The following is a 22622-nucleotide window of genomic DNA, read 5'->3' as shown; positions in this document are numbered from 1 at the left end:
TCAGCCCTCGCCGGCCGGGGCCCCGCTCGGGGACGGCTGCCCCCAGGTCAGCTTCACCTTGAAGTGGGCCTCGGCGGAGGTCTTGGCGATGACGGCGCCGGCGGCGGCGTTCAGCTTCACCCCGAACTCCAGCTCGATCCCGTCGGGGTTCAGCTTGCCGTCGCGCAGGCTCCGCAGCGCGGCCTCGGCGGCGCCGCGCACGTTGCCGAGGGCCTCCTCCATCCGCTCGGCGGCGTTCTGGACGAACTCGCCGGGGATCGACACCGACTCGAATCCGGGATCGGTGTCGTCGACTTCCACGAGCACCGGGCCATCGGCCGTTTCCCACCGCACCAGTTCTTCCATCCCGGCAACCTAACAAGACCGCCGTAGGGTGGGGGAGAAAACGATGCGAAGGGGGACAGGCCGGTGGTCACCGTCGAGGACGTGCGGCAGATCGCGCTGCCGCTGCCGCGCACCACCGAGCACCTGATCCGCGACCGGGTGAAGTTCCGCGTCGGCGCCATCGTCTACGCGGCGTTCTCGCAGGACGAGACCGTGCTCGGCTTCGCGTTCCCGCGCGAGGAGCGGGCCGCGCTCATCGCCGCCGAGCCCGCCCGGTTCCACCTGCCGTCGGTCGCCGACCAGCGGTTCAACTGGGTGCACGCGTGGACGGCGGCGCTGGAGCCGGACGAGGCCCGCGAGCTGGTCCAGGACGCCTGGCGCATGGTCGTCCCGAAGCGCGTCGCCGCCGCCCACCTGGGTTAGCGCGGCACGAGCGTCACCGCGACCGGGCGGTGGTCGGAGGCGGTCACCGCCGGGGACGCCACGTCCCCGCTCATCAGCCCGGGCGTGACGAGGACGTGGTCGAGCTGCTGGTCCGGCCGGTCGGCGGGGAAGGTGCGCAGCGGGCGCGCGGCGGCGAGCGCGTCGACGAGCCCGGCGTCCAGCAGCACCTGCCAGGGCCGCTGGCCGGGTTCGAGGTTGAGGTCGCCGGCGAGCACGACCTGGCGGCCGTCCTTGGCGGCGTCGCGGGCGATCCCGGCGAGCTGCTCGGCCTGCCCGAGCGACGTCCAGTCGGTGGGCGGCTGGGTGTGGGTGGCGATGACGGTGATGTCGCGGCCCTGCCAGCGCAGGTCGACGCGCAGCGCCTGCGCGCCGGTCGGGCCGCCCTTGACCAGCGGCACGTTGCGCACACCGGTGACGGGCAGGTCGGTGAGCAGCGCGTCGCCCCACACCTCGTCGCCCGCCGGCGCCCAGACCGGGCGCAGTCCGAGCCGATCGGCGAACAGACGCAGGTTGTCGCGGCCGCCGTTCAGCATCCAGGCGCGGTCGACCTCGCCGAGCACGACGATGTGCGGGCGGAGCGCGCGCAGCGCGGCGGCCTGCCGCTCGGTCGCCATCGTCCCGTCGAGGCCGTAGCCCATGCGCACGTTGTAGGCGGCGAGGCGCAGGCCGCCGGACGCGGGCGTCCAGCGCGGGGCGCCGGCCCGCCACAGCGGCACGGCGGCGACCGCCGCGACGGCGACCACAGCGGCGATCGCCACCGCGAGGCCGGGGCGGCCCGTCTCCGGCGCCACGGCGCGGGCGAAGGCGAGCACGCCGACCCCGAGCGCCGCGGCGACCGGCACCCACCGGTTGGGGACGCCCAGGTCATAGGCCGAGTAGTAGGCGAAGATCAGCAGCACGAACAGCAGCCAGCCGCCCGCCATCGCCAGGCCGCGCCGCGTGGGCCGGTCTTCGCCGGGCGCGGCCGACGCCCAGCCGAGGCAGCCCGCCAGCGCGAGCTGCCCGAGCACCTGCGCGGCGACGGTCCAGCCGGGGGAGACGCCGTGGACGCCGTCCACCGTCGCGCGCCCGAACGCGAACCCGAGCGCCGACGCGACGAGCAGCACGCCCGGCACGGCCGGGTGCCGCGTCCAGAAGCGGGGGTGCGCGGCGACCGCCACCGACAGCACCGCGCCCGCGACGACCCACAGTGCCGAGGCGGAGCTGGCCTGCGCGTGCGCGGCGTTCCCGGTGTACAGGCCCCAGAGCAGGACGGCGGGCCCGGCGGCGAGCCACATGCGCGGCTTGCCCGGCTCGTCCTGCGGTGCCCGCAGCAGCGCCGCGACGAACAGCGCCAGGTAGACGGCGAGGAGCAGCCAGGGCAGCGGACCTGTCCGCCACACCAGGTCGATGCCCTCCAGCGCCGCGTGCAGCGTGGTCGCCAGCGCCAGGCCCGCGACCAAACCGGTCATCGCGGGCGCCGACGCCCCCGCCATCGCGGTCGCGACCAGCCACACCAGCCCGGCCAGCAGCCCGAGGCTCGCCGCGTAGAGCTGCGGATCGCCGCCGTCGGTGAACTGCAGCGCGGCCCGCGCCGCGGCCAGCGCGATCCCGGCGCCGAGCGCGAGCCGCCGGGCGGGGACGAGCCGCGCCAGCGGGACGGCGAGGAACGCCGCCACGAACCACGACAGCGCGTAGGCGCCCATCACCTCGGCGGGCGTCTCGCCCGCGCTGCCGACCAGGGTGATCAGCGAGGGGAGGAAGACGCACAGCACGTCGACCAGGACCAGGACGCCGAACAGGACGTCGAACCTCATCCGCGGAGCGGCCATGACGGGGGTCCTTCCGGAGCAGAATGTGAAGGATTCTCACTTATGTGACCCTGGTCATGCAAGAGCTTCTGGGATCATTCGCCCATGTGGACCATCCGCCCCCGTGCAGGACTGTCCGGCATGCTGCCCGGCGGCATCTCCCTCGGCGAGGACCGCGCCGCGATCACCGCCCGCCTCGCCGACGCGTTCGGCGAGCACCTCGGCGAGCGGCGACCGTTCCGCAAGTCCGCCTCCGGCACCGGCGTGTGCGACCAGTACGTGGACGGCGGCCTCATCCTGTGGTTCGACGACCGGGACCGGCTGTTCTACATCGAGCTGTACGAGCCCGCCCCGGTCTTCCACGAGAACGTCGCGCTGCTCGGCCGCCCCTACGGCGACGTCGTCCGCGACCTGCGCGCCGCCGGTGTCCGCCTGACCGAGGACGGCACCGGCTGCGAGGCCCCCGACGCCGGCTTCAACCTCTATGTCCCCGACGCCGAGGAGCGGGCGGAGCCGGTGCAACTGGTCGGGGTCTTCCGCACCGGCCCGTCCGGCAGCGTCCTCGGCATGTCGGACGAAGAACCCGTCGCCGACATCACCGAGCACCACCTGGTGTCCGGCGCCGGCACCGACCGGGTCCGGCTCGGCCAGGACCGGCACGAGCTGCGCCGCCTGCTCGGGCCCGCGATGCAGAGCGTGCCGTCCTACGGGGGCGCCGCGGAGGACTGGTACTTCGAGCACGGCCTCACCCTGACCTTCGACGAGGCCGGCCGGCTGACCACCCTCGTCGTCACCGGCCCGGCCTGGTTCGACGGGGTGCGCCTCGACCGCCCCATGGCCGACGTCGTCGCCGACCTGACGGCGCGGGGCGTGGCCGTCGAGCCGTTCGAGCTCGGCGCCCGCGTCCCCGAGCACGGCTTCACCCTGCAGCTCAGCGGGCTGCGGAATCCGGCGATGCCGGTCACCGCCGTCGCGTTCACAGCTCGCTGAGCAGCGCGGACACCCGCTCCCACGCGGCAGCGGCGGCCTCGGGCCGGTAGGTGTCGCGGCGGTCGCAGAAGAACCCGTGCGGCGTGCCCGGGTGCACGGCGATCTCGTGCTTCACCCCGGCGGCCGTCAGCCGTCGCGCGATCAGCTCGCGGTCCTCGCGCGGCACCGCGTGGTCGTCCTCGCCGACCTCGATGAGCAGCCGGCCCTTGATGCCGTCCGCCAGCGTGATCGTCGGCTCGGGGCGGCTCACCGGGATGCCGGTGTTCGTCAGCCAGCCCGGGTAGAAGGCGGCGGCGACCGCGATGTCCAGCCGCGCGGCGGCCAGCACCGCCAGGTGCCCGCCCGCGCTGAACCCGACCATCCCGATCCGGCCGCCGCCGAGGTGGCCGATCGCCGCGGCGACGTCGGCGAGGACGCCGTCGCGGGTGAGGTGGTCCAGCAGCGCGAAGCCCTGGGCGCGGCCCTCCTCGCCGTAGGGGAGCGCGGCGCGCGGGCGCGTGCGGTGGTGGAAGTCGGGCAGGACGGCGCGGTAGCCGAGCCGGGCGATGCGGCGGGTGACCTCCTGGAGGTGGTCGTCGGCGCCGAACAGCTCGGGCGCGACGATCACGCCGGGCGCGCCGGGCCGCCCGGCGGCGTAGAGGTCCATCGTGGTGCCGTCCGCGACCGGGACCGCGACCCAGGCGGCGTCCAGCGCGGTGACGACGGCCTCGGCGACGCCCCGCGCCGACGCGGGGTTCTGCCCGGTGACCAGCCGGCCGTCCTCCACCACGTGCGGGGCGAAGTTCGGCGCGGGCAGGTGGCGGGCGCCCTGCGCGGCGAGGCGGTCGGCGAGCAGGAACGGCACGACGCCGGCCAGCCCGACGGCCTCCTCCTCGCCGTTGGTGAAGGCCGCGACGCGCCTGCCGTCGACCAGGTACGAGCCGTCCGACAGCGTCAGGCCGACCAGCGCGGCCGGGCCGTGGCAGACGGCGGCGACGATCCCGCCGCGCTCGTAGACGTCGCGGGCGAGTGCCGCGAGGCCCTTGTTGTCGGGGAAGTCCCACATCGTGCCGTGCCCGCCGGCGAAGAGGACGGCGTCATAGCGGCCAGAGTCGACGTCGCCGGGTGCCGGAGTGCCCGCAAGCTGCGCGGCGACGCGGGGATCGTTCAGGAACCGGTCCTGAAGGGGGTCGGCAGGATCCTCGCCGTCCCGGGGCGGGCGGCCGCCGGCGACGCTGACCAGGTCGACCTCGTACCCGGCATCGGTGAAGACCGCCCACGGTTCGGCGGCCTCCGGCACGTAGAAACCGGTCCTGCGGCCGGTGCCGCCGAGGTCGGAGTGGCTGGTCAGCGCGATCAGTACCCGCTTGGTCATGTCAGAGCCCTTCGGAGGTGAGGGCCCCACACTGCCCGCCCGACGCCATCAGCCGCCAATAGCGATAGCCGAGATCTACCATCAGATTTCTGATAGGTCTGCGGGTCATGGCCGTCTCTTATGACCTGCTGCGCACCTTCCTGGCCGTCCACCGGTCCGGGTCGGCGACCCGTGCCGCCGAGCTGCTCGGCCTGTCCCAGCCCGCCGTCACCGCGCAGGTCAAGTCCCTGGAACAGCACCTGGGCCGCCCCCTGTTCGACCGGCTGCCGCGCGGGATGGCGCCGACGCCCGCCGCCGACGAGCTGGCCCGCCGCGTCGCGGCGCCGCTCGACGCGCTGGAGGATCTGACCCTCGACGACCCCGGCGAGGTGTTCGCCCATGCCGTCCATCTGGGCGGCCCGGCCGAGCTGACCTGCGTCCGCGTCCTGCCGGCCCTCGCCCCGATGGTCGGCGAGGGCCTGCGGCTGCGCGTCACCCTCGGCCTGCCGGGCGACCTGCTGGCGGGCCTGGCGGGCGGGCGCCTCGATCTGGCGATCACCACCCAGCGGCCCCGGCAGCGCGGCATCCGCGCCGAACCCCTCTGCGACGAGGAGTTCGCCCTGGTCGGTGCGCCCGCCTGGGCCGGCGCCGACCCGGACCGGGCGCCGCTGGTCGCCTACGCCGAGAACCTGCCGATCCTGCGCCGCTACTGGCGGACGGTCTTCGACACCCGCCTCACCCGGGAGCCCGCCGTGGTCGTCCCCGACCTGCGCGGGGTGCTGGCGGCGGTGGTCGCGGGCGCCGGCGTCACCGTCCTGCCGCGCTACCTGTGCCGGGCCGAGCTGGCCGACGGGCGGCTGCGCACCCTGCTGGAGCCGGAGCTGCCGCCCGTCAACACGCTGTTCCTGGCGTTCCGTCCCGGCGGCCGGCATCCGGCGGCCGACGCGGTGCGCGGCCACCTGCTGCTGCTCGGCCGCTCCTGGTCGTGACCGCCGTCAGCCGGCGAGGGCGGAACGGACGGCCTCCTCGGACCGGCCGACCACCGCGCGCCCGTCGTCGGCGGTGATGATCGGCCGCTGGATCAGCACGGGATGCTCGGCCAGGGCCGCGATCCAGCGGTCGCGCTCGTGCGGCCAATCGCCGATGCCGAGCTCGGCGGCGACGGCCTCGCCGGTGCGGGTGATGTCCCAGGGCTCCAGGCCGAGGCGGCCGAGGACCTGGCGGATCTCGGCCTCGGTGGGCGGATCGTCCAGGTAGCGGCGCACGGTGTAGGACGCGTCCGCGGCGTTCAGGATCTCCAGCGCGGAGCCGCACTTGGAGCAGTCGGGGTTGATCCAGATTTCCATGCTTTCCTTTCAGCCGGTCGCGGCGGTCAACAGGACCAGGACAAGGGTGACGACGGCGAGCAGGCCGTGCCCTGCGACGACGGCGACCGGGATGGCGCGCTCGGCGGGCACCGACCCCGCCCCCGGTCCGGCGGCGGCGCGGGCGCGGTAGGTCGGTATCCAGCGCGCGAGCATGACGAAGCCGAGCAGCGCGACCGGCAGCAGGATCACGAAGGCCGTCCAGGCCAGGGCCTGCTTGTCGGCGGCCACGTAGATGATCCAGACGATCAGCCCGGCGGCGGCGAGCAGCATGTGCCCGAAGATCACCGGCGGCGGGAAGCGGGTGGAGCCGGCCTCCTCGCGGCGGAGCCCGCCGCGGGCGATCCACACGCTCAGCATGTAGAAGCCGCCGAGCGCGGTGAGGATCCAGGTGATGAGTGCGGCGATGGCCATGGTCAGCCCTTTCGTTGGAGTGTGAAGCCTTCGGCCTGGGTGGATTCGCCCGCAACCCGGACGCCGTAGCGGTAGGCGAGCTTCCCGCCGAGGAAGCCCGAGGCCCCCAGCGCGGCCATGGCGATCACCGACAGGATGATCTGGCCGATCGGCACCGGCCCGTCCGGCGTGCCGGCCGCCCGCCATGCCCAGGACGCCCCGTAGGCGGCGGTGATCGCCAGGTTCAGCCCGAGGTGGACCAGCGCGGTGCGGTACGCGGCGGTGCCCGGCCGGATGGCCAGGAAGTCCAGGAACCCGAACATGGCCGCGGCCAGCGCGCCGATCACCCCGATCGCGACCAGCCAGAGCGAGGCGCGGGCGAGGAAGGCCGGGCCGTCCACCACATGCGAGGCGAGGTCGAACAGCAGGCTCGCCGTCCAGGCGCCGATCGGCACGGTCACCAGGATCGGGTGCAGCGGATGCCCGTAGGGGCCGGCCAGCGCCGTGACGGGACGCTTGGCCTGATGCAGCGGATCGCTCATCGCCCACCTCCTATTTCACTAGCAAGTCTTAGTGTTATTCCCCGGAGGCGTCAACAACCGGCACGGGCAAGGCATGGAGATCTATTTAGACCTTTACCGTGGGTGTTAGCCTGATGCGGTGACCCACGACGCGTCCGCCCTGCAGGCCGTCGCCGCACTCAGCGACGAGCTGCGGCGCCGCATGTACGAGTTCATCCGCCAGGCGCCCGCGCCGGTGACCCGCGACGAGGCCGCGCTCAGCGTGGGCATCTCCCGCAAGCTCGCGGCCTTCCACCTGGACAAGCTCGTCGACGTGGGCCTGCTCGCGGCCGGCTACGCCCAGCCGGGCGGGGTGCGCCGCGTGGGGCGCGCGCCCAAGGTCTACCGGCCCGCCGAACTGGACGTGCAGATCAGCATCCCCCAGCGCGAGCACGGCCTGCTGGCCGACATCCTGCTGGACGCCGTCCGCCTGCAGGAGCCGGCCGAGACCGGGCCGCAGGCGGCGCTGCGCGTGGCCGCCGACCGCGGCCGCGCCGCCGGCGAGGCCGAACGCGACCGGCTGCGGCCCGGCCGCCTCGGCACCGAACGGGCCTTGACCTGCACCGGGGAGATGCTGGAGCGGCACGGCTTCGAGCCCGTCCGGCTCACCCCGACCCGGGTGCGGCTGAACAACTGCCCCTTCCACCCGCTCGCGGCGAAGGACCCGGCCCTGGTGTGCGGGATCAACCACGCCTTCCTGTCCGCGTTCTGCGAGGGCCTCGGCGCCACCACCGTCACCGCGACCCTGGCGCCCCGGCCGGGGGAGTGCTGCGTCGAACTGTCCGAGCGGTCCTGACCGCCGGCCGCCCCGGCGCGCGGCTATAGTAAGTGGGGTGACTGACTCAACGGGTTCCCGGGCGCGCGGCGCCGGCAAGCGGGAACGGCTGACGGCCGCCGCCGCCGAGGTCCTGCACCGGCAGGGCGTGGAACGCACCACCATCGCCGACATCGCCAAGGCCGCCGACGTCCCCGTCGGGAACGTGTACTACTACTTCAAGACCAAGGACGAGCTGGTCCAGGCCGCTCTGTCCGAGCACGCCGGCCACCTGGCGCGGCTCGTGGCCGAGCTGGAGCAGATCCCTGACCCCCGCGAGCGCCTCAAGGCCCTCGTCGCCGCCTGGATCAGCCAGCGCGACATCGCGGCCCGCTACGGCTGCCCCACCGGCACCCTTGCCGTCGAACTCGACAAGCGCGACGAGGGCGGCCTCGACGTGGAGGCGGGCAAGGTCCTCCGGCTGCTGCTGGACTGGACCGAAGGCCAGTTCCGCGAACTCGGCCTCCCCGACGCCGCGGACCAGGCCGTCACCTTCGTCGGCGCCTACCAGGGCATGTCCCTGCTGGCCAGCGCCCTGCGCGACCCCGGCATCATGACCCGCGAGGGGGAGCGCCTCACCCGCTGGCTCGACACCCTGGAGGAAGACCGGCTCGAGATGAGCCGGTGAAAGTGGAGTCGTAGGGAGATGTGCGCCTCGCCTGGACCGCGGGGCGCGCCTCCCGGCACAACGATGGGGTCGCGATCCGGCGCACGTCACTGCCCCGGGCCTCCGACCAGTGCCTGAAGCGGGTCTCCTTGTTCGATGGTCAGGTGCGTGGCGTAGCCGCCCAGTACTTTCCGGGCGATGTCGGGATGGTCGGTGGTGATGTGGATGCTGCCGTCCTCCTCAGGGCCGATCGTGAAGATGAGAAAACCTGCCCCCTTCTGGAAACGGAGGAGCCGATCCACAAGGCGTTCCGCCTCCTGGTGGGATCGGACGGCATCGCGTATCTCGACGGTCACGTCCTTGGCCGCCGCGCAGATGGCCGCGTCGAGCCGGGCGTTGGGGAGGCGGTAGACGGTCACCTGGCGCCACTCGTTGCTGATCTCGACGCCGGCGTACCACCGGGCGAACTCCCCGGGCCGGCGTCCGCCCTTGTAGACCTCCTTGCCCCCGCCGGCGACCCGGTCGATCGTGCGGGCGGCCCGGTCGAGCACGCTCTGGTCCGGAGGCTCCGACGCCTGCGGGGCGGCCACGACGGGCGACGTCCGGCGCGGCGCGCCGCAGTATTTCGAGGGCCGGGCGGTGCTGGGCGCCGCCACCACCGCCGGGCTCCGGTCCACGGGCGGCGCGCCCGGCCACAGCCACGCCGCCCCGATCGCTCCGGCCGTGGCCAGCGCGCCCGCGGCCACGGCGGCGCCGGAACGCCTGCGGCGCCGGACCCGCCGGGCCACCTGCGCGCCGTCGACGCGCAGCGGCCCGGTCTCGCCCGCCAGCTCGGCCAGGCGGCGGGAGATCAGGTCCTCGTGGGATTCCACCGTGCCTCCTCGGTCGGATCGGCGAGCAGCTCGGCCAGTCGGCCGTGCGCCTCGCTCAGGTACCGCTTCACCGTGCCGGGCCGGCAGCCGAGCGCCGCCGCGATCTGCGGGACCGTCAGGTCCTCGTAGTAGCGCAGGACGGTGGCGGCCCGCTGCCGGGGCGACAGCCGCGCCAGCGCCGCCCGCACGTCGGCGGTGGCCGCGACGGCCCCGGCCTGGTCCGGCGCCAGGTCGTCGTGCCGGAGCAGCGGCCTGATCCGCGACCAGGCCCGGCGCCGCCGCGCGGTGTCCAGGAAGCGGTTGAGCATGATGCGGCGCACGTACGCCTCGGCCTCTTCGGCCGACCGCCGGCCCGGCTTGGCGAAGGCACGGACGAGGGCCTCCTGCACCAGGTCGTCGGCTTCGGCGTCGTCGCCGCACAGCAGGAACGCGTACCGCTTCAACGCGGCACCGCGCTCGCCGGCCAACACGGCCACCGTCTGCGCCCACCCGCCCATGCAGTCTCCGCTCCGCCGTCTCACTACAGAAACGCACGTCCCCCCGCGAAACGTTGTGGTGCTTTCGCGCATGGACGGCCGCCAGGCCCGCTACCAGGGACGATGCCTTTTTCCGGCGCGGCCCGAGCGGTAAAATGCCGTGAGTACCCATGCGTCGTCACCACCGCGCCGGTGATGCTCTATGAGCGACAACGAAGCCCCTGCGCAGCCTCCGGCTCCGGGCCGGCGGAGCATCGGCGTCCGCACCGCCATCGTGATCGCGGTGGCGACCGTCGTCGCCCTCTCGGCCGCGATCATCACCCTCGCCAACGGCTACGACATCGGCGCCGGCCTCGGCGTCCGGCCGTTCGCCGCGAAGGTGTCGCTGCGGGGCACCGTCACCATGCCCGAGTACAGCGAGCCCACCGGCGAGAACTGGGTGCGTGTCCCCGTGGACGGCTGCGTGGGGATCGGCGGCTTCGACGACATGGCCGAGGGGACGGCGGTCACCGTCTACGACCCGTCCAGCAAGGTCATCGCCGTCGGGAACCTGGGCGCGGGCGTGGACGCCGGCACCACCTGCTCCTGGCCGCTGACCATCACCGGCGTCCCCGACCTGCCCTTCTACCAGATCGAGGTGTCCCACCGGGGCAAGGTCACCGTGCAGCGCGCCGACATCGGCTCCATCCGCCTCACCCTGGGCTGACCGGCCGGGGTTCCTTCCGGCCGCGCGGGGAAGCATGATCGGTCCATGTCCCCGAAACGCTGGGCCGCCCTGGGGTGGGGCCTGCTGGCCGCCGCGGCGGTGCTGGCCGCCGTCGCGATGCAGCAGGCCTTCGCCTCGATCAGCGTCACGCCTGTCGTGGAGTCCCTGGTGAGGCTCGACCGGACCCAGACGACCATCGACCCGGCCGTCCTCCTGCGGGGCGTGGCCTTGGGCGTCCTGGCGGGCGCGGCCTTCTTCGCCGCGCTCGCCTGCTTCTACTGGAGCGCGGCCCGCCGCCGGCAGGACCTGCTGGAGCAGATCCTGCACCGCCTCCTGGCCCGCGACCAGGAGGAGGCTCGGGCGAGGTAGGCGGGGCTCGAGCCGAACTCGTCGTCAGAGCCGGCTACGCCGGGTCGTCCGGGAGTTTCGCCAGGACGCGGTAGGCGTTGCTGGTGTTCGGGCGCAGCAGGTCCGCCAGGACGGCCAGGACCAGCAGCGGGGCGACCGCGGCATAGGCGAGGGCGCGGCGGGCGGCCGCCGGGCCGGGGCGGGCGGTGGCCCACGGGCGGCGCGGGTCCGGGCCGAGGGCGTTGGCGAGCAGCACCGCGCCGGTGGTGAGGTCCGGCTCGTCGCGGACGCCGCGCCGCCCGGCCTCGACGATCTCCAGGCCGCGCCGCCGCAGGGCCTCGGTGAGGTTGCCCATCGGGATCATGCTGAGGTGCTGCGGCGGCAGCCAGGCGATCCAGAACCCGCGCAGCAGGCGGCCGAGCGCGCACTCGGGGTCGGGCAGCTCGATCAGCAGGTGGCCGCCGGGGGCGAGCGCGGTGACGGCCGCGTCCAGTTCGCCGAGGGGGTCGGCGGTGTGCTCCAGGTAGTGGTTCATCGAGACGACGTCGTAGCCGCCCGCCACGTCCGCGGCGATCGCCTGGAACTCGCCGCGGACGGCGCGCCGCACCCAGCCGCGCCGGGCGGCCTCCTCGATGCCCGCCGACAGGTCGAGCCCGTCGAAGCGGGTGCGGGGCAGCACCTCGGCGGCGGTCGCGCAGAAGTGGCCGTGCCCGGCGCCGACGTCCAGCCAGGTCCGCGGCTCGCAGTGGCGCTGGACGAGCTCGGCGCGGTCCCGGTACCAGCGGGTCTGGGCGCTGAAGATGTGCTCGGTGCCGCCGGCGGCCAGGCCGTCGTAGACGTCCTTGTAGTAGAAGGCGAGGCCCTGCGGGTTCAGGCGGGGGTTCTGGAAGACGTGGCCGCAGCCCCCGCACCGCTCCAGGACGAACCGGCCGGGCTTGGCCATCACCGTGTCGCGGGTGACCAGGTGCCTGCGCAGGTCGCTCGAGCCGCACCACGGGCAGGTCTCGCGGCGCTCCTCGAAGAGGTCGCCGTTCATCCGGTCCAGGTGCCAGCGCCGCGACTTGCGCCTGAGCTCGTCGCGGTGCCGCTCCCATGAGGTGCGCGGGGCGCGCAGCGTCCGCCACCAGGTCAGCGGGGTGTCCAGCGCGCGCAGCCACGCGGCGCGGTGCCGGTCGTAGGGCCTGATCTTCGCCGTGGCGACGCGGGGCGCGGCGCTGTAGGCGGCCAGGGGCAGCAGGCCCCAGAGCGGGTCGAGCACCAGGCAGAGGGCCACCAGCGCGTACCCGGCGACCGAGACCGTGATCGTCTTCGGGACGGTGAGCTCCGGCGGCACCATCAGGCTGGAGGCGGTGAGCCAGGTGCGGCGGCCGGTGAGGTCGCGCCGTGCCGGGACGCCGGCCACCGCGAGGTCGGCCCGCGCGGTGTACTGGCGGGCGCGGACCGTCGCCTCGGCGAACTCGCCCGGGCCGAGGCCGGTGGTCGCGGGCAGGTCGAGGCGGCGCCGGACGTCGCGGTGGACGAGCAGCGCGTGGCCCGCGCCGCGCCCGAGGCCGGTGCGCTGCCGCCGGTAGGCGCGGGGGTCCACGGCGCGGGCCAGGTCGAGGGCCTCCTCGGTCCGCAGGTCGGCGGGGACCAGGTCCAGGACGGCCAGGCCGTGCGCGCGGGCGTGCGCGGCGGCGGCGTCCCGGACGGGCCCGGGGACCCGCACGCCGGCGGCGAGGATCAGCGTGTAGTCGTCGCCGGCCGGGGGCGGACCGTCCTGCGGGGTGGTCAGGACGGTGAGGGCCGCCAGCCGCCGGCGGAGCCGGAGCGCCCCCGCCGCCATGCCGCAGGCGACCAGCCCGCAGACGAAGATGATCATAGACTGATAGTGCCAGTGGTCGCTGTGATTATGCCAGTAGTTGGTGGCATGAATCACGGCCCTGGCAAGGGGTTGTCCCGCCGAGGGCGCGCCGACGAGGCTGGCCCCGTGTGGTACCCGAAGATCCCGCAGCGGTTCGGCGACGGCCCCCTCCCCGGCGGCAGCTGGGTGGCCGAGGAGAAGGTGCACGGCGCGCATTTCGCGCTGGTCAGCGACGGCCGGACGACCCGGGCCGCCGGCCGAACGGCCCGGCGCCCCGGAACCGCATGATCCTTTCGAACCGCGCCGGGCGCACGGCTGTCTCACCGGGCATGGAAACGCGATGGGCCCGGCCGGGCCTGGTGCTCCTGGCCGGCGCGGCGGTCACGATGGCGGCGTGCTCCACCACCTCCCACGAGGGCGCCCCCGTCGGCACGAAGATCTACCCGGCGGATCTGAGGCTCACCGGCGCGGTGCAGCGGACGATCACCAAGGCGGAGCAGAACTGCTGGACCAAGGAGGGCTACGTCCAGCGCGGCGGCATCGAGCTGGTCACCACGGAATGGGCCGCCGGCAAGCCGGTGACGAAGCTGCAGGTGCTCCAGAACAAGAAAACGGATCCCGTCCGCGTGGAACTGGAGACCGGCGGCCGCACCTACACCGGCATGCAGGGCGTCCGCCTCGACACCAAGAACCGCAAGGGCACGCTGGACAGCGACATGACCTGGACCGACATCGACAAGAAGCGGTACGTCGTCCACGTGTCCGGAACGATCAAGTGCAAGGACGAGAACCCGCGCTGACACCGCGCCCGGTCGGCGGCCGGCGCCCCGGCTCGGCCACCCTGACGGTGCCCGGCGACGGCCCGCGGCTCACCGCCCGCGCGGCTGGACGAAGCGCACCATGTTGCCCGACGGGTCGCGGAAGGCGCAGTCGCGGACACCGTAGGGCTGGTCGACCGGCTCCTGCAGCACCTCGCCGCCCCGGGCGCGGACCCGCTCGAAGTCGGCGTCGCAGTCGTCGGTCCAGAAGTTGACGCCGTGCAGCAGGCCCTTGGCCAGCAGTTCCGCCATGGCCCGCCGGTCGGCGGGCGAGGCGCCCGGGCCGGCGCCGGGCGGCTCCAGGACGATCTCCACGTCGGGCTGCGACGGCGCGCCGACGGCCACCCAGCGCATCCCCTCGAACTCGACGTCGTTGCGCACCTCCAGGCCGAGGGCGTCCCGGTAGAAGGCGAGCGCCTTGTCATGGTCGTCGACGGCGAGGAAGCACTGCGCGAAGCTGATGGCCATACCGCTCACGCTACGCCCGGACCGGGCGGGTGCGGAGCTTGGCGATGCAGGCGGGGATGGCGGCGCCCTCGTCGTGGCGGCGCGCCCGGTACGCGCTCGGGCTCTCGCCGACCAGTTCGGTGAACCGGGTGCTGAACGACCCGAGCGAGGTGCAGCCGACCGCGAAGCAGACCTCCGTCACCGACAGGTCGCCGCGCCGCAGCAGCGCCTTGGCCCGCTCGATCCGGCGCGTCATCAGGTAGCTGTAGGGGGTCTCCCCGAAGGCGGCGCGGAAGCTGCGGGAGAAGTGGCCGGGCGACATGAGGGCGGCGCGCGCGAGCGCGGGGACGTCGAGTGGTTCGGCGTACTCGCGGTCGATCAGGTCACGGGCCCGGCGCAGCCGGACGAGGTCGTCCAACGTCACTCCTGCACCCTCCCACAGGCCTCCGACAGTCCGCGGAACGCGCAGCCGGATCGGGCTGTTGCCGCACCCCTCCCAGTAAGACAATCTTGTCCTTCTGATGCGGCAGACAAGCGTGTCCTTTTGCGAGGAGGGTGTGGTTTGAGGCCTTTGGGCGCGTCCGACCCACGGCAGGTCGGGCCCTACCGGACGCTCGCCGAGCTCGGCCGGGGCGGGATGGGCCGGGTGCTGCTGGGCAGCGGCCCGGACGGGCGGCTGGTCGCGGTCAAGCTCGTGGCCGAGCACTACGTCGACGACGACGGCTTCCGCGCCCGGTTCCGCCGCGAGGTCCGGGCGTCGCGGCAGGTCGCCGGGGCCTACACCGCGGCGGTGATCGACGCCGATCCGGAGGCGCCGACCCCCTGGCTGGCCTCGGTGTACGTGCCCGGCCCCGCGCTGCACACCGCCGTCGCGCGGGCGGGCGCGCTGGGCGCCGAGGCGGCGCTGCGGCTCGCCGCGGGGCTGGCCGCCGCGCTGGTGGAGGTGCACCGCTCCGGGCTGGTGCACCGCGACCTCAAGCCCTCGAACGTGCTGCTCACGGACGACGGCCTGCGCGTCATCGACTTCGGCATCGCCCGGGCCGCCGAGGGCGACGGCACCCAGGTCACCCGGACCGGGGCCCTGGTCGGCACCGCCGGCTACATGTCGCCCGAGCAGGCGCGCGGCGAGCGGCCGGGCCCGGCCAGTGACGTGTTCTCGCTCGGCTCGGTGCTGGTGTACGCCTGCACCGGGCACGGCCCGTTCGCGGTGGGCAGCACGCCGGTGATCCTGCACAACGTGCTCACCGCCGCTCCCGAGCTCGGCGGGCTGCCGGAGCCGGTCCGGGAGCTGGCGCGAGCATGCCTGGCCAAGGACCCGGCGGCCCGGCCGACACCCGGGCAGTTGCTGGACCGGATCGGCGGCGTGGTGCCGGCCGCCCGCCCGTGGCCGCCGGCGGTGCACGCCATGATCGCCGCCCAGCAGGGCGAGGTCGACCGGCTGCTGCACGGCGCCCCGCCGCCCGGCATGCCGTATCCCGTGGCCCCCACCGCGGTGGGGCAGGCCCCGCCCGCCGGCCCGAGCCGCCGCCGCTTCCTGGCGGCGGGCGGGGCGGCCCTGGGCGTGGCGGCGGTCGCGGGCGCCGCGGCCTGGGCCACATCCGGCGGCGAGGCCAAGGCCCACAAGTCCGCCCCCGCCAAGCCGGCGATGCGCCCGCTGGCCACCCTGGCCAGCGACGTCCCCCTCAGCGACCTGCGCTTCAGCCCCGACGGCGGCCTGCTGGCGGCGATCGGCGGCGACGAGACGGTGCGGCTGTTCGACGTCGCCGCGCGGCAGCCCTCCGGAGACCCGATCAAGGGCGGCACCGGCTACCGGGCCCGGATCGCCGGCATCGCCTTCGACCAGACCGGCGGCACGCTGGCCACCGCGGGCGACGGCGTCAAGCTCTGGGACGTCAAGACCCGCCGCCAGACCGCCGCCCTGACGGTCCCGATCACCAGGAACGTGAACGCCCCGGGCCCCGCGCACGCCGTCGGCTACAGCCCCGACGGCCGGCTGCTGGGCGGCGCCGGCACGGACCTGATCCAGATCTGGGACGCCCACACCCGCGCGCCGGCCGGCCGGATCGACCTCGGCGGCGCCAACATCGGGTCCAAGGTGGCCTTCACCGGCGACGGCAGGCTCCTGGTCACCCCCGACCACAACGCCGTGAAGGTCTACGACGTCGCCTCCGGCCGCCAGTCCGGGCCGTCGCTGCTCGGCCACACCGGGGCCGTCATCGCCGTGCTGGTCAGCCCGGACGGCCGCACGCTCGCGTCGGCGGCCTACGACTCCACCGTCCGGCTCTGGGACGTGACGACCGGCCGCGCGGTCGGCTCGCCGCTCACCGTCGACTCCTCGACGATGGTGGAGTTCCTCGCCTTCAGCCCGGACGGCCGCACCCTGGCCGGCGGCGGCACCGGCGGCGCCGTGCACCTGTGGGACGTGGCCGCCCAGCGCCCGGTCGGCAAGCCCGTCGGCCTCGGCGGCGAGGTCACCGGCGTCGCCTTCGACAGCGGGGGCCGCACGCTGGCCACCGTGACCAAGCGGACGATCCAGCTCTGGGATCTCGCCGCCCTCACCAAGGCATGAGCCCGATGCGCCCCCTGGACCCCGCCGACCCACCTCGAATAGGCCCGTACCGGACGCTGGCCGAGCTCGGCCGCGGCGGGATGGGCCGGGTCCTGCTCTGCGCGGGCCCGGACGGCCGCCTCGTCGCGGTCAAGCTCGTCCACGCGCGGCTCCTCGGCGCACCCGGCCACCGGGACCGATTCCGCGCCGAGGTGGCGGCGACCGGGTCGGTCTCCGGCGCCTACACCGCGGCGGTGATCGACGCCGACCCGGACGCGCCGGTGCCCTGGCTCGCCTCGGTCCACGTCCCGGCGCCGTCGCTGAGCGAGGCGGTGCGGGCCGCCGGGCCGCTGCCCGAGCCCGCGGTGCGGCGGCTGGCGGCCGGGCTGGCCGCCGCGCTGCGCGACATCCACGGCGCGGGGCTGGTGCACCGCGACCTCACGCCGCGCAACGTGCTGCTGGCGGCCGACGGCCCGCGGGTCATCGACTTCGGGATCGCCTCGGCCGCCGGGGCGGACGGCGACGCGACCGGCACGCCGGCGTTCATGTCGCCCGAGCAGGCCGAGGGCGGGCCGCCGACGGCGGCGGGCGACGTCTTCGCGCTCGGGTCGGTGCTGACGCTGGCCTGCACCGGCCGCGGCCCGTTCGACGGCCCGAACGCCATGCGGACGCTCTACAACGTGGTCCACGCCGAGCCGGAGCTCGGCGGCGTGCCGGTCGCGCTCCGCCCGCTGGTGGCCGCCTGCCTGGCCAAGGCGCCCGGCGACCGGCCCACGCCGGACCGGCTGCTGGATCTCGCCGGCGGGGTCGCGCCGGCCGCCCGGCCCTGGCCGCCGGCCGTCCACCGGCTGATCGACGACCGGCAGGCCGAGCTCACCGGCCTGCTCTCGCCCCCGGCCCGGACACCGCGGCGCGGCCGCCTCCTGGCCGCCGGTGCGGCACTGACCGCCGCCGCGCTGCTCGGCTCCCTGATCTGGGCGCCCTGGCCGGGGACGGCGGCGCGCCCGCCCGCACCGCACCCGTCCGCCTCGTCCGCGCCGCCCCCGCCGCCCAGCTGGACGCTGCGCGGGCACACGTCCTGGGTCATGGCGGTGGCGTTCAGCCCGGACGGCAAGACGCTGGCCACCGGGGCCGACGACGCGACGGCCCGCCTGTGGGACGTGGCCACGCACACCCAGCGCGGTGCGCCGGACCGGCATCCCGACGGCGTGAACTCGCTGGTGGTCTCGCCGGGCGGCAGCACGCTCTTCACCGGCGGCGACGACGGATACCTGCGCATCTTCCCGATGTCGGGAAAGGGGGAGAGCACCGGCCTGAACCTGGACAACGGCCCGGTCGGGGCGATGGCGATCACCCCTCACGGGAACCTCCTGGCCATGGAGGTGTCCGGCCTTCTCCAGCTCCTCCCGCTGGGCGGCAAGGGCAAGCCGACCCAGGCGGGCCGGGTGCGGTCCGGCAACGTCACCGCGCTGGCCTTCGCCCCGGACGGCCGGACGCTGGCCGTCGGCACCACCGGCATGGAGCGGGACCTGGACACCCACAACACCAAGGGCGTGGTGGAGGTATGGGACCTCACCGCGAAACGGCACGCGGACCTCAGGGGCTACAACGGCTGGATCGAGGGCGTGGCGTTCAGCCCCGACGGCCGCACGCTCGCCGCCGCCGGCGGTGACCTGGTGCGGCTGTGGGACCTGCCCGGCCACCGGCCGGCCGGCACGCCGATCCACTGCCAGGGACGCTGCCGGGCCGTCGCCTTCAGCCCGGACGGCAAACTGCTCGCCTACTCCGACGGAGGAACGGCCCGGCTGCTGACCACAGCGAACTACCAGCAGTCCGGACCGGCCCTCACCGGCCACACCAGCGGCATCACGAGCCTGGCCTTCAGCCCGGACGGCAGGCTGCTGGCGACCGGCTCCTACGACGACACCGCCCGGATCTGGCAGCTCGGCCGCTGACGCGCGGCCGCCACACCCCAGACGACCACCGCACACCCCGCGAGCCCCGCCCCCAGCACCACAGAACCACCCCACCCAAAGGATTCGAACAAAGCGGTCGTAGCAGTGGCCCCCAAAGCCGACCCGAGCGAGTAGAACACCATGTACCCGCCGATGGCGGTGCTGGTGCGCTCCGGATAAGCAGCCGTAAGAACGTGCTGGTTGCTCACATGCACCACCTGAACGGCGAAGTCGAGCAGCACCACACCGAGCCCCAGCCACAGCAACGACCAGGGAAGCTGCCCGATCGCCGCCCAGGAGGCGATCAGGAGCGCGAGGGCGATGCCGGTGACCCGGCGCGCGTGCCCGGCGTCGCCCCAGCGCCCGGACCGGGCGGCGCCGAGGGCCCCGGCGAGCCCGGCGACGCCGAAGAGCCCGATCTGCGCCTCGCCGAGGTGCCACGGCGCATCGGCCAGCGGCAGGGCCATGCCGCTCCACAGCGTGCCGAACGAGGCGAACAGGAAGAACGCGATCAGCCCGCGGCCGAGGAACACCGGCTGGGTGAACAGCCCGCCGAAGGACCGCAGGACCTGCCCGTACCGCGCGCTGCCGGACCGGACGTCCGCAGGCAGCACCACGAGAACGAGCACCGCCAGGACAACGGCCAGCACCGCCAGCACCACGTAAACGCTCCGCCACCCCCACACGCCAGCAAGAACCCCCGCAAGAACACGCCCCCCGAGAATCCCGATCACCACCCCCGAGGTCACGATCCCCAGGTCGCGGCCCCGCTCGGCAGGCGCGGCATGCGCCGCCGTGTACGCGACGGCCGTCTGCACCACCACCGCGAACACCCCCGCCACGGCCAGCCCGCAATACGCCGCCCAGGCGCCCGGCGCCGCCGCGGTGACCGCCGCCCCCACGGCCACCAGAACGAGGTGCACCGCGATCAGCCGCCGGCGGTCGAGCACGTCGCCGAGCGGCACCAGCAGCACCAGCCCGGCCAGGTAGCCGAGCTGCCCGGCGGCCACGAAGCGGCCGAGCGAGCCGGCCGGGACGCCCAGGTCGTGCCCCATCGGGCCCAGCATCGGCTGCCCGGCGTAGACGCTCGCCACCGCGACCCCGCAGACCACCGCCAAAAGCAGCCTCACTCCGTCCACCCCCCGTTTGGTTTCGAATTGCAACCAATCGCACGCTAGGCCAGAATGGTTTCAATCCGCAACCCATCGGAGGGGTGATGGCACGCGACGACACCGCCTGGACGGACCCGGGCTGCCCGGTCGCCCGCACGATCGACGTGGTCGGCGACCGCTGGAGCCTGCTCATCGTCCGCGACGCGATGGACGGCGCCCGCTCCTTCACCGACTTCCAGCAGCGCACCGGCATCGCCCGCAACATCCTCGCCGACCGCCTCCGCAAGCTCACCGGCCACGGCCTGCTCGCCCAGATCGACGCCCCCTCGGGCAGGCGCAAGCTCTACACGCTCACCGAGGCGGGCAAGGACCTCTTCCCCGTGATCGTCACGCTGCGGCAGTGGGGCGAGCGCCACGCCTTCGAGCCGGGCGAGCCGCACTCGGTCCTGGTCGACGCCGCCGGCGCCCCCGTTCCCGACCTGCGGCCCACGGCAGCCGACGGCTCTCCGCTGACCAGCGACACGACCTCGGTACAACGCCCCGCCTGACCCGCGCCCCCGGCAATCCGGAAAAAGTTCGAGCAGCGGTGTCGGATCGGAGCAGAGGCGTTCGTAGCAGAGGTGAGGCCGCCCGCACGGGGCGGCGCCGAGGCGAAGGAACCGCGACCATGAAGCTGACGACCATCACCCAGATCACCCTCGACGGCGTGGTGCAGGGCAACGGCGGCGCCTCGGAGGAGGACCGCAGGAACGGGTTCGAGCGCGGGGGATGGGCCCTGGGGAAGGGCGACGAAGAGACCCGCGCGTTCATCGACCGCACCTACCGGCGCGCCGACGCGTTCCTGTTCGGCCGGCGCACCTACGAGCTGTTCGCAGGCTCCTGGGGAAAGATGACGGTCCAGGACGCCCCCGGCATGGCGGGCGTTGTGGAATCGCTGAACACCCGGCCCAAGTACGTGGCGTCGGCCACGCTCACCGACGCAGCGTGGCCGGGCACGACCGTCCTGACCGGCGACATCGCGGCCGCCGTCCGGAAGCTGAAGGCCGAGCCCGGCGGCGAGCTGCAGGTGCACGGCAGCGGCACCCTGGTCCGGTGGCTGCTGGAGCACGACCTGGTCGACGAGATGACCCTGATCATCGTCCCGGTGGTCGTCGGCCAGGGCGCGCGGCTGTTCCCCGCCACCGGCCCCGACCTCGCACTCGACCTGATCGGGTCCCGCACCGACTCCAAAGGTGTGACGATCCAGACCTACCGCCCCGCCGGGCGCCCCCAGTACGCGCCCGCGGCCTGACACCCGAAGGACTTCCCGATGCGCTACCTGATCTCCGTCATCGACGACAAGGACGACCCCGGCAGCACCGACAGGCAGCCCGCCGTCAGCGCGTTCAACGAACGCCTCATCGCCGAGGGCCACTGGGTCTTCGCGGGCGGGCTCGCCGACACCGACACCGCCACGGTCGTCGACAGCCGGGGCGAGCGGACGCTGTTCAGCGACGGGCCCTTCGTGGAGTCCAAGGAGTACCTCGCCGGCGTCTGGGTGTGGGAGGCCCCCGACCTGGACGTGGCGCTCCGGCTGGCCGCCGAGGCGTCGCGGATCTGCGACCGCAAGATCGAGGTACGGCCGTTCCAGTGAACGACGACGCCCGCGACGCCGTCGCCCGGGCCCACCGCGCGGAGTGGGCCCGGGTCGTCGCCTCCCTGACCAGGCGCTTCGGCGACCTCGACATCGCTGAGGAGGCCGCCGCCGAGGCGTTCGCGACCGCCGTGCGGCGCTGGCCCGCCGACGGCGTGCCGCCCAACCCCGGTGCCTGGCTGACCACCACCGCCAACCGCAAGGCCATCGACCGGATCCGCCGCGAGGGCAAACGCGACGGCAAGCACCAGGAGGCGCTGATGGTCCACGACGACGACCCGCCCGAGCCGGCCGGCGCCATCGACGACGACCGGCTCCGGCTGATCTTCACCTGCTGCCATCCGGCGCTGGCCGTGCAGACCCGCGTGGCGCTGACGCTGCGCCTGGTCGGCGGCCTGACCGTGCCCGAGATCGCCCGCGCCCACCTGGTGCGGGAGACCGCCATGGAGCAGCGGATCACCCGCGCGAAGGCCAAGATCAAGGCGGCCCGCATCCCCTGCCGCGTACCGTCCGCCGAAGACCTGCCGGCCCGCGTGTCCGGCGTGCTCGCCGTCCTGTACCTGATCTTCAACGAGGGCTACCTGGCGACCGGCCCCGGCACCGGCCCCCTGCGGCACGACCTGACCGCCGAGGCGATCCGCCTCACCCGCCTGACCCGCGCCCTCCTGCCGGGCGACGGCGAGGCGACCGGGCTGCTGGCGCTGATGCTGCTCACCGAGGCCCGCCGCGCCGCCCGCGTCTCGGCCGGCGGCGAACTGGTCACCCTGGCCGAGCAGGACCGCGGCGCCTGGGACCAGGCGCTGATCGCCGAAGGGCACCGGCTGGTGCGCGAACGCCTCGCCGCGGCCGCCGCCGGAGACGCCCCGGGCCGCTACCAGATCCTCGCCGCGATCAACGCCGTGCACACCAGCGCCCGCGACATGCGCGACACCGACTGGACGCAGATCCTCGCCCTCTACGACCGGCTCGTCCGCGTCGACCCCTCACCGATCGTCGCCCTCAACCGGGCCATCGCCGTCGCCGAACTCGACGGCCCCGAGGTGGCGCTGGCAGCCGTCGACCGGCTCGAGGACGCCCTGTCGGGCTACCACGCCTACCACGCCACCCGCGCCGACCTGCTGCGCCGGCTGGGCCGCAGCAGGCAGTCACGCGCGGCCTACGACAAGGCCATCGAGCTGGCGGGCAACGCCGCCGAGACCGCCTACCTGACCCGCCGCCGCGACCAGCTGCGCTAACGCCTGCCGC

At 74.5% G+C, this 22622-nt stretch carries 27 protein-coding genes; 15 read left to right on the top strand and 12 right to left on the bottom strand.

Annotated features, from left to right (window positions below):
- Complete coding sequence (locus ACRB68_RS09135) at positions 1-345, bottom strand: CU044_2847 family protein (protein ID WP_153531674.1); 345 nt, start codon at positions 343-345, stop codon at positions 1-3.
- Between the two features lie 63 nt (positions 346-408).
- Here ACRB68_RS09135 and ACRB68_RS09130 point away from each other — a divergent pair, with 63 nt between their 5' ends.
- Entirely contained in the window at positions 409-747 is a 339-nt protein-coding gene (locus tag ACRB68_RS09130; protein WP_328593952.1) for an MmcQ/YjbR family DNA-binding protein, read from the top strand.
- Here ACRB68_RS09130 and ACRB68_RS09125 read toward each other — a convergent pair.
- The gene (locus tag ACRB68_RS09125; protein WP_194293219.1) at positions 744-2579 is read right to left on the bottom strand and encodes an endonuclease/exonuclease/phosphatase family protein; all 1836 of its coding nucleotides are present in this window, start codon (positions 2577-2579) and stop codon (positions 744-746) included. The genes ACRB68_RS09130 and ACRB68_RS09125 overlap by 4 nt on opposite strands.
- Before the next feature lie 84 nt (positions 2580-2663).
- Between ACRB68_RS09125 and ACRB68_RS09120 the strand changes: the two genes are divergently transcribed.
- Positions 2664-3548, top strand: coding sequence for a hypothetical protein (locus ACRB68_RS09120; RefSeq protein ID WP_153531673.1), 885 nt, complete (start codon positions 2664-2666; stop codon positions 3546-3548).
- Here the strand turns inward: ACRB68_RS09120 and ACRB68_RS09115 are convergent.
- Positions 3535-4902, bottom strand: a complete 1368-nt coding sequence (locus ACRB68_RS09115; protein ID WP_153531672.1) for a dienelactone hydrolase family protein — start codon at positions 4900-4902, stop codon at positions 3535-3537. The two genes, ACRB68_RS09120 and ACRB68_RS09115, sit on opposite strands and share 14 nt — an antisense overlap.
- A gap of 107 nt (positions 4903-5009) precedes the next feature.
- Here ACRB68_RS09115 and ACRB68_RS09110 point away from each other — a divergent pair, with 107 nt between their 5' ends.
- On the top strand, positions 5010-5870 hold the full coding sequence (locus ACRB68_RS09110) for a LysR family transcriptional regulator (RefSeq protein ID WP_153531671.1): 861 nt from the start codon (positions 5010-5012) through the stop codon (positions 5868-5870).
- A 6-nt stretch (positions 5871-5876) separates the two neighbouring features.
- On the opposite strand, the gene ACRB68_RS09105 is transcribed toward ACRB68_RS09110, so the two are convergent.
- Genes ACRB68_RS09105 through ACRB68_RS09095 form a run of 3 tightly spaced genes read right to left on the bottom strand, consistent with a single transcriptional unit; the run spans position 5877 to position 7180 of the window.
- Complete coding sequence (locus ACRB68_RS09105) at positions 5877-6227, bottom strand: arsenate reductase family protein (RefSeq protein WP_153531670.1); 351 nt, start codon at positions 6225-6227, stop codon at positions 5877-5879.
- A 9-nt stretch (positions 6228-6236) separates the two neighbouring features.
- A complete protein-coding gene (locus tag ACRB68_RS09100) occupies positions 6237-6659 on the bottom strand; it encodes a hypothetical protein (protein WP_153531669.1) in 423 nt (140 codons plus the stop codon).
- 2 nt (positions 6660-6661) lie between these two features.
- Complete coding sequence (locus ACRB68_RS09095) at positions 6662-7180, bottom strand: DUF2231 domain-containing protein (RefSeq protein WP_153531668.1); 519 nt, start codon at positions 7178-7180, stop codon at positions 6662-6664.
- A 118-nt stretch (positions 7181-7298) separates the two neighbouring features.
- Between ACRB68_RS09095 and ACRB68_RS09090 the strand changes: the two genes are divergently transcribed.
- Together ACRB68_RS09090 and ACRB68_RS09085 are read left to right on the top strand one after the other, a co-directional pair.
- Complete coding sequence (locus ACRB68_RS09090; RefSeq protein WP_207709615.1) at positions 7299-7994, top strand: helix-turn-helix transcriptional regulator; 696 nt, start codon at positions 7299-7301, stop codon at positions 7992-7994.
- A gap of 37 nt (positions 7995-8031) precedes the next feature.
- A complete protein-coding gene (locus ACRB68_RS09085; protein ID WP_328593951.1) occupies positions 8032-8640 on the top strand; it encodes a TetR/AcrR family transcriptional regulator in 609 nt (202 codons plus the stop codon).
- An 86-nt stretch (positions 8641-8726) separates the two neighbouring features.
- Here the strand turns inward: ACRB68_RS09085 and ACRB68_RS09080 are convergent, their stop codons facing one another.
- Together ACRB68_RS09080 and ACRB68_RS09075 are read right to left on the bottom strand one after the other, a co-directional pair.
- A complete protein-coding gene (locus ACRB68_RS09080) occupies positions 8727-9491 on the bottom strand; it encodes a hypothetical protein (RefSeq protein WP_153531667.1) in 765 nt (254 codons plus the stop codon).
- The gene (locus ACRB68_RS09075) at positions 9470-9967 is read right to left on the bottom strand and encodes a sigma-70 family RNA polymerase sigma factor (RefSeq protein WP_207709614.1); all 498 of its coding nucleotides are present in this window, start codon (positions 9965-9967) and stop codon (positions 9470-9472) included. Before ACRB68_RS09075 ends, ACRB68_RS09080 begins: the two co-directional genes overlap by 22 nt.
- Before the next feature lie 202 nt (positions 9968-10169).
- Between ACRB68_RS09075 and ACRB68_RS40475 the strand changes: the two genes are divergently transcribed.
- A complete protein-coding gene (locus tag ACRB68_RS40475) occupies positions 10170-10673 on the top strand; it encodes a hypothetical protein (protein WP_207709613.1) in 504 nt (167 codons plus the stop codon).
- 45 nt (positions 10674-10718) lie between these two features.
- Positions 10719-11042, top strand: coding sequence for a hypothetical protein (locus ACRB68_RS09065; RefSeq protein ID WP_153531665.1), 324 nt, complete (start codon positions 10719-10721; stop codon positions 11040-11042).
- Positions 11043-11076: 34 nt separating this feature from the next.
- Here ACRB68_RS09065 and ACRB68_RS09060 read toward each other — a convergent pair whose 3' ends face one another.
- Positions 11077-12882 (bottom strand): class I SAM-dependent methyltransferase, encoded by a 1806-nt coding sequence (locus ACRB68_RS09060; RefSeq protein WP_153531664.1) that lies wholly within the window; start codon positions 12880-12882, stop codon positions 11077-11079.
- 108 nt (positions 12883-12990) lie between these two features.
- Here ACRB68_RS09060 and ACRB68_RS09055 point away from each other — a divergent pair, with 108 nt between their 5' ends.
- Positions 12991-13152 carry a hypothetical protein gene (locus tag ACRB68_RS09055; RefSeq protein ID WP_153531663.1) on the top strand — a complete coding sequence of 54 codons (162 nt, stop codon included), beginning with the start codon at positions 12991-12993 and terminating at the stop codon, positions 13150-13152.
- Between the two features lie 41 nt (positions 13153-13193).
- On the top strand, positions 13194-13664 hold the full coding sequence (locus tag ACRB68_RS09050; RefSeq protein WP_153531662.1) for a hypothetical protein: 471 nt from the start codon (positions 13194-13196) through the stop codon (positions 13662-13664).
- A gap of 69 nt (positions 13665-13733) precedes the next feature.
- Here ACRB68_RS09050 and ACRB68_RS09045 read toward each other — a convergent pair whose 3' ends face one another.
- Positions 13734-14150 carry a VOC family protein gene (locus ACRB68_RS09045; RefSeq protein ID WP_153531661.1) on the bottom strand — a complete coding sequence of 139 codons (417 nt, stop codon included), beginning with the start codon at positions 14148-14150 and terminating at the stop codon, positions 13734-13736.
- A 10-nt stretch (positions 14151-14160) separates the two neighbouring features.
- On the bottom strand, positions 14161-14553 hold the full coding sequence (locus ACRB68_RS09040; RefSeq protein ID WP_328593950.1) for a helix-turn-helix transcriptional regulator: 393 nt from the start codon (positions 14551-14553) through the stop codon (positions 14161-14163).
- A gap of 138 nt (positions 14554-14691) precedes the next feature.
- Here ACRB68_RS09040 and ACRB68_RS09035 point away from each other — a divergent pair, with 138 nt between their 5' ends.
- The gene (locus ACRB68_RS09035) at positions 14692-16698 is read left to right on the top strand and encodes a WD40 repeat domain-containing serine/threonine protein kinase (RefSeq protein WP_153531660.1); all 2007 of its coding nucleotides are present in this window, start codon (positions 14692-14694) and stop codon (positions 16696-16698) included.
- A gap of 5 nt (positions 16699-16703) precedes the next feature.
- Entirely contained in the window at positions 16704-18632 is a 1929-nt protein-coding gene (locus ACRB68_RS09030; RefSeq protein ID WP_153531659.1) for a WD40 repeat domain-containing serine/threonine protein kinase, read from the top strand.
- Here ACRB68_RS09030 and ACRB68_RS09025 read toward each other — a convergent pair.
- Positions 18593-19762: an MFS transporter gene (locus ACRB68_RS09025; RefSeq protein ID WP_328593949.1), complete on the bottom strand. Its 1170-nt coding sequence runs from the start codon at positions 19760-19762 to the stop codon at positions 18593-18595. The genes ACRB68_RS09030 and ACRB68_RS09025 overlap by 40 nt on opposite strands.
- An 86-nt stretch (positions 19763-19848) precedes the next feature.
- Between ACRB68_RS09025 and ACRB68_RS09020 the strand changes: the two genes are divergently transcribed.
- The 4 genes from ACRB68_RS09020 to ACRB68_RS09005 all read left to right on the top strand — a co-directional run bounded on the left by ACRB68_RS09020 (position 19849) and on the right by ACRB68_RS09005 (position 22612).
- Complete coding sequence (locus tag ACRB68_RS09020) at positions 19849-20292, top strand: winged helix-turn-helix transcriptional regulator (RefSeq protein ID WP_153531658.1); 444 nt, start codon at positions 19849-19851, stop codon at positions 20290-20292.
- A 119-nt stretch (positions 20293-20411) separates the two neighbouring features.
- On the top strand, positions 20412-21035 hold the full coding sequence (locus ACRB68_RS09015) for a dihydrofolate reductase family protein (protein WP_153531657.1): 624 nt from the start codon (positions 20412-20414) through the stop codon (positions 21033-21035).
- An 18-nt stretch (positions 21036-21053) separates the two neighbouring features.
- Positions 21054-21377, top strand: coding sequence for a YciI family protein (locus ACRB68_RS09010; protein ID WP_153531656.1), 324 nt, complete (start codon positions 21054-21056; stop codon positions 21375-21377).
- On the top strand, positions 21374-22612 hold the full coding sequence (locus ACRB68_RS09005) for an RNA polymerase sigma factor (protein ID WP_328593948.1): 1239 nt from the start codon (positions 21374-21376) through the stop codon (positions 22610-22612). The genes ACRB68_RS09010 and ACRB68_RS09005 overlap by 4 nt, the downstream gene beginning before the upstream one ends.
- Positions 22613-22622 lie beyond the last annotated feature (10 nt).

The organism is Actinomadura macrotermitis, assembly GCF_009604375.1.
GTDB classification, from domain to species: Bacteria; Actinomycetota; Actinomycetes; order Streptosporangiales; family Streptosporangiaceae; genus Spirillospora; species Spirillospora macrotermitis.
This window is presented reverse-complemented; position numbering and strand designations above follow the sequence as displayed.

Coding starts and splice junctions, on each gene's coding strand:
- ACRB68_RS09135 (WP_153531674.1), bottom strand. CDS start 345: ATGGAAGAACTGGTGCGGTGGGAAACGGCCGATGGCCCGGTGCTCGTG.
- ACRB68_RS09125 (WP_194293219.1), bottom strand. CDS start 2,579: ATGGCCGCTCCGCGGATGAGGTTCGACGTCCTGTTCGGCGTCCTGGTC.
- ACRB68_RS09120 (WP_153531673.1), top strand. CDS start 2,664: ATGTGGACCATCCGCCCCCGTGCAGGACTGTCCGGCATGCTGCCCGGC.
- ACRB68_RS09115 (WP_153531672.1), bottom strand. CDS start 4,902: ATGACCAAGCGGGTACTGATCGCGCTGACCAGCCACTCCGACCTCGGC.
- ACRB68_RS09110 (WP_153531671.1), top strand. CDS start 5,010: ATGGCCGTCTCTTATGACCTGCTGCGCACCTTCCTGGCCGTCCACCGG.
- ACRB68_RS09105 (WP_153531670.1), bottom strand. CDS start 6,227: ATGGAAATCTGGATCAACCCCGACTGCTCCAAGTGCGGCTCCGCGCTG.
- ACRB68_RS09100 (WP_153531669.1), bottom strand. CDS start 6,659: ATGGCCATCGCCGCACTCATCACCTGGATCCTCACCGCGCTCGGCGGC.
- ACRB68_RS09095 (WP_153531668.1), bottom strand. CDS start 7,180: ATGAGCGATCCGCTGCATCAGGCCAAGCGTCCCGTCACGGCGCTGGCC.
- ACRB68_RS40475 (WP_207709613.1), top strand. CDS start 10,170: ATGAGCGACAACGAAGCCCCTGCGCAGCCTCCGGCTCCGGGCCGGCGG.
- ACRB68_RS09065 (WP_153531665.1), top strand. CDS start 10,719: ATGTCCCCGAAACGCTGGGCCGCCCTGGGGTGGGGCCTGCTGGCCGCC.
- ACRB68_RS09060 (WP_153531664.1), bottom strand. CDS start 12,882: ATGATCATCTTCGTCTGCGGGCTGGTCGCCTGCGGCATGGCGGCGGGG.
- ACRB68_RS09050 (WP_153531662.1), top strand. CDS start 13,194: ATGGAAACGCGATGGGCCCGGCCGGGCCTGGTGCTCCTGGCCGGCGCG.
- ACRB68_RS09045 (WP_153531661.1), bottom strand. CDS start 14,150: ATGGCCATCAGCTTCGCGCAGTGCTTCCTCGCCGTCGACGACCATGAC.
- ACRB68_RS09030 (WP_153531659.1), top strand. CDS start 16,704: ATGCGCCCCCTGGACCCCGCCGACCCACCTCGAATAGGCCCGTACCGG.
- ACRB68_RS09020 (WP_153531658.1), top strand. CDS start 19,849: ATGGCACGCGACGACACCGCCTGGACGGACCCGGGCTGCCCGGTCGCC.
- ACRB68_RS09015 (WP_153531657.1), top strand. CDS start 20,412: ATGAAGCTGACGACCATCACCCAGATCACCCTCGACGGCGTGGTGCAG.
- ACRB68_RS09010 (WP_153531656.1), top strand. CDS start 21,054: ATGCGCTACCTGATCTCCGTCATCGACGACAAGGACGACCCCGGCAGC.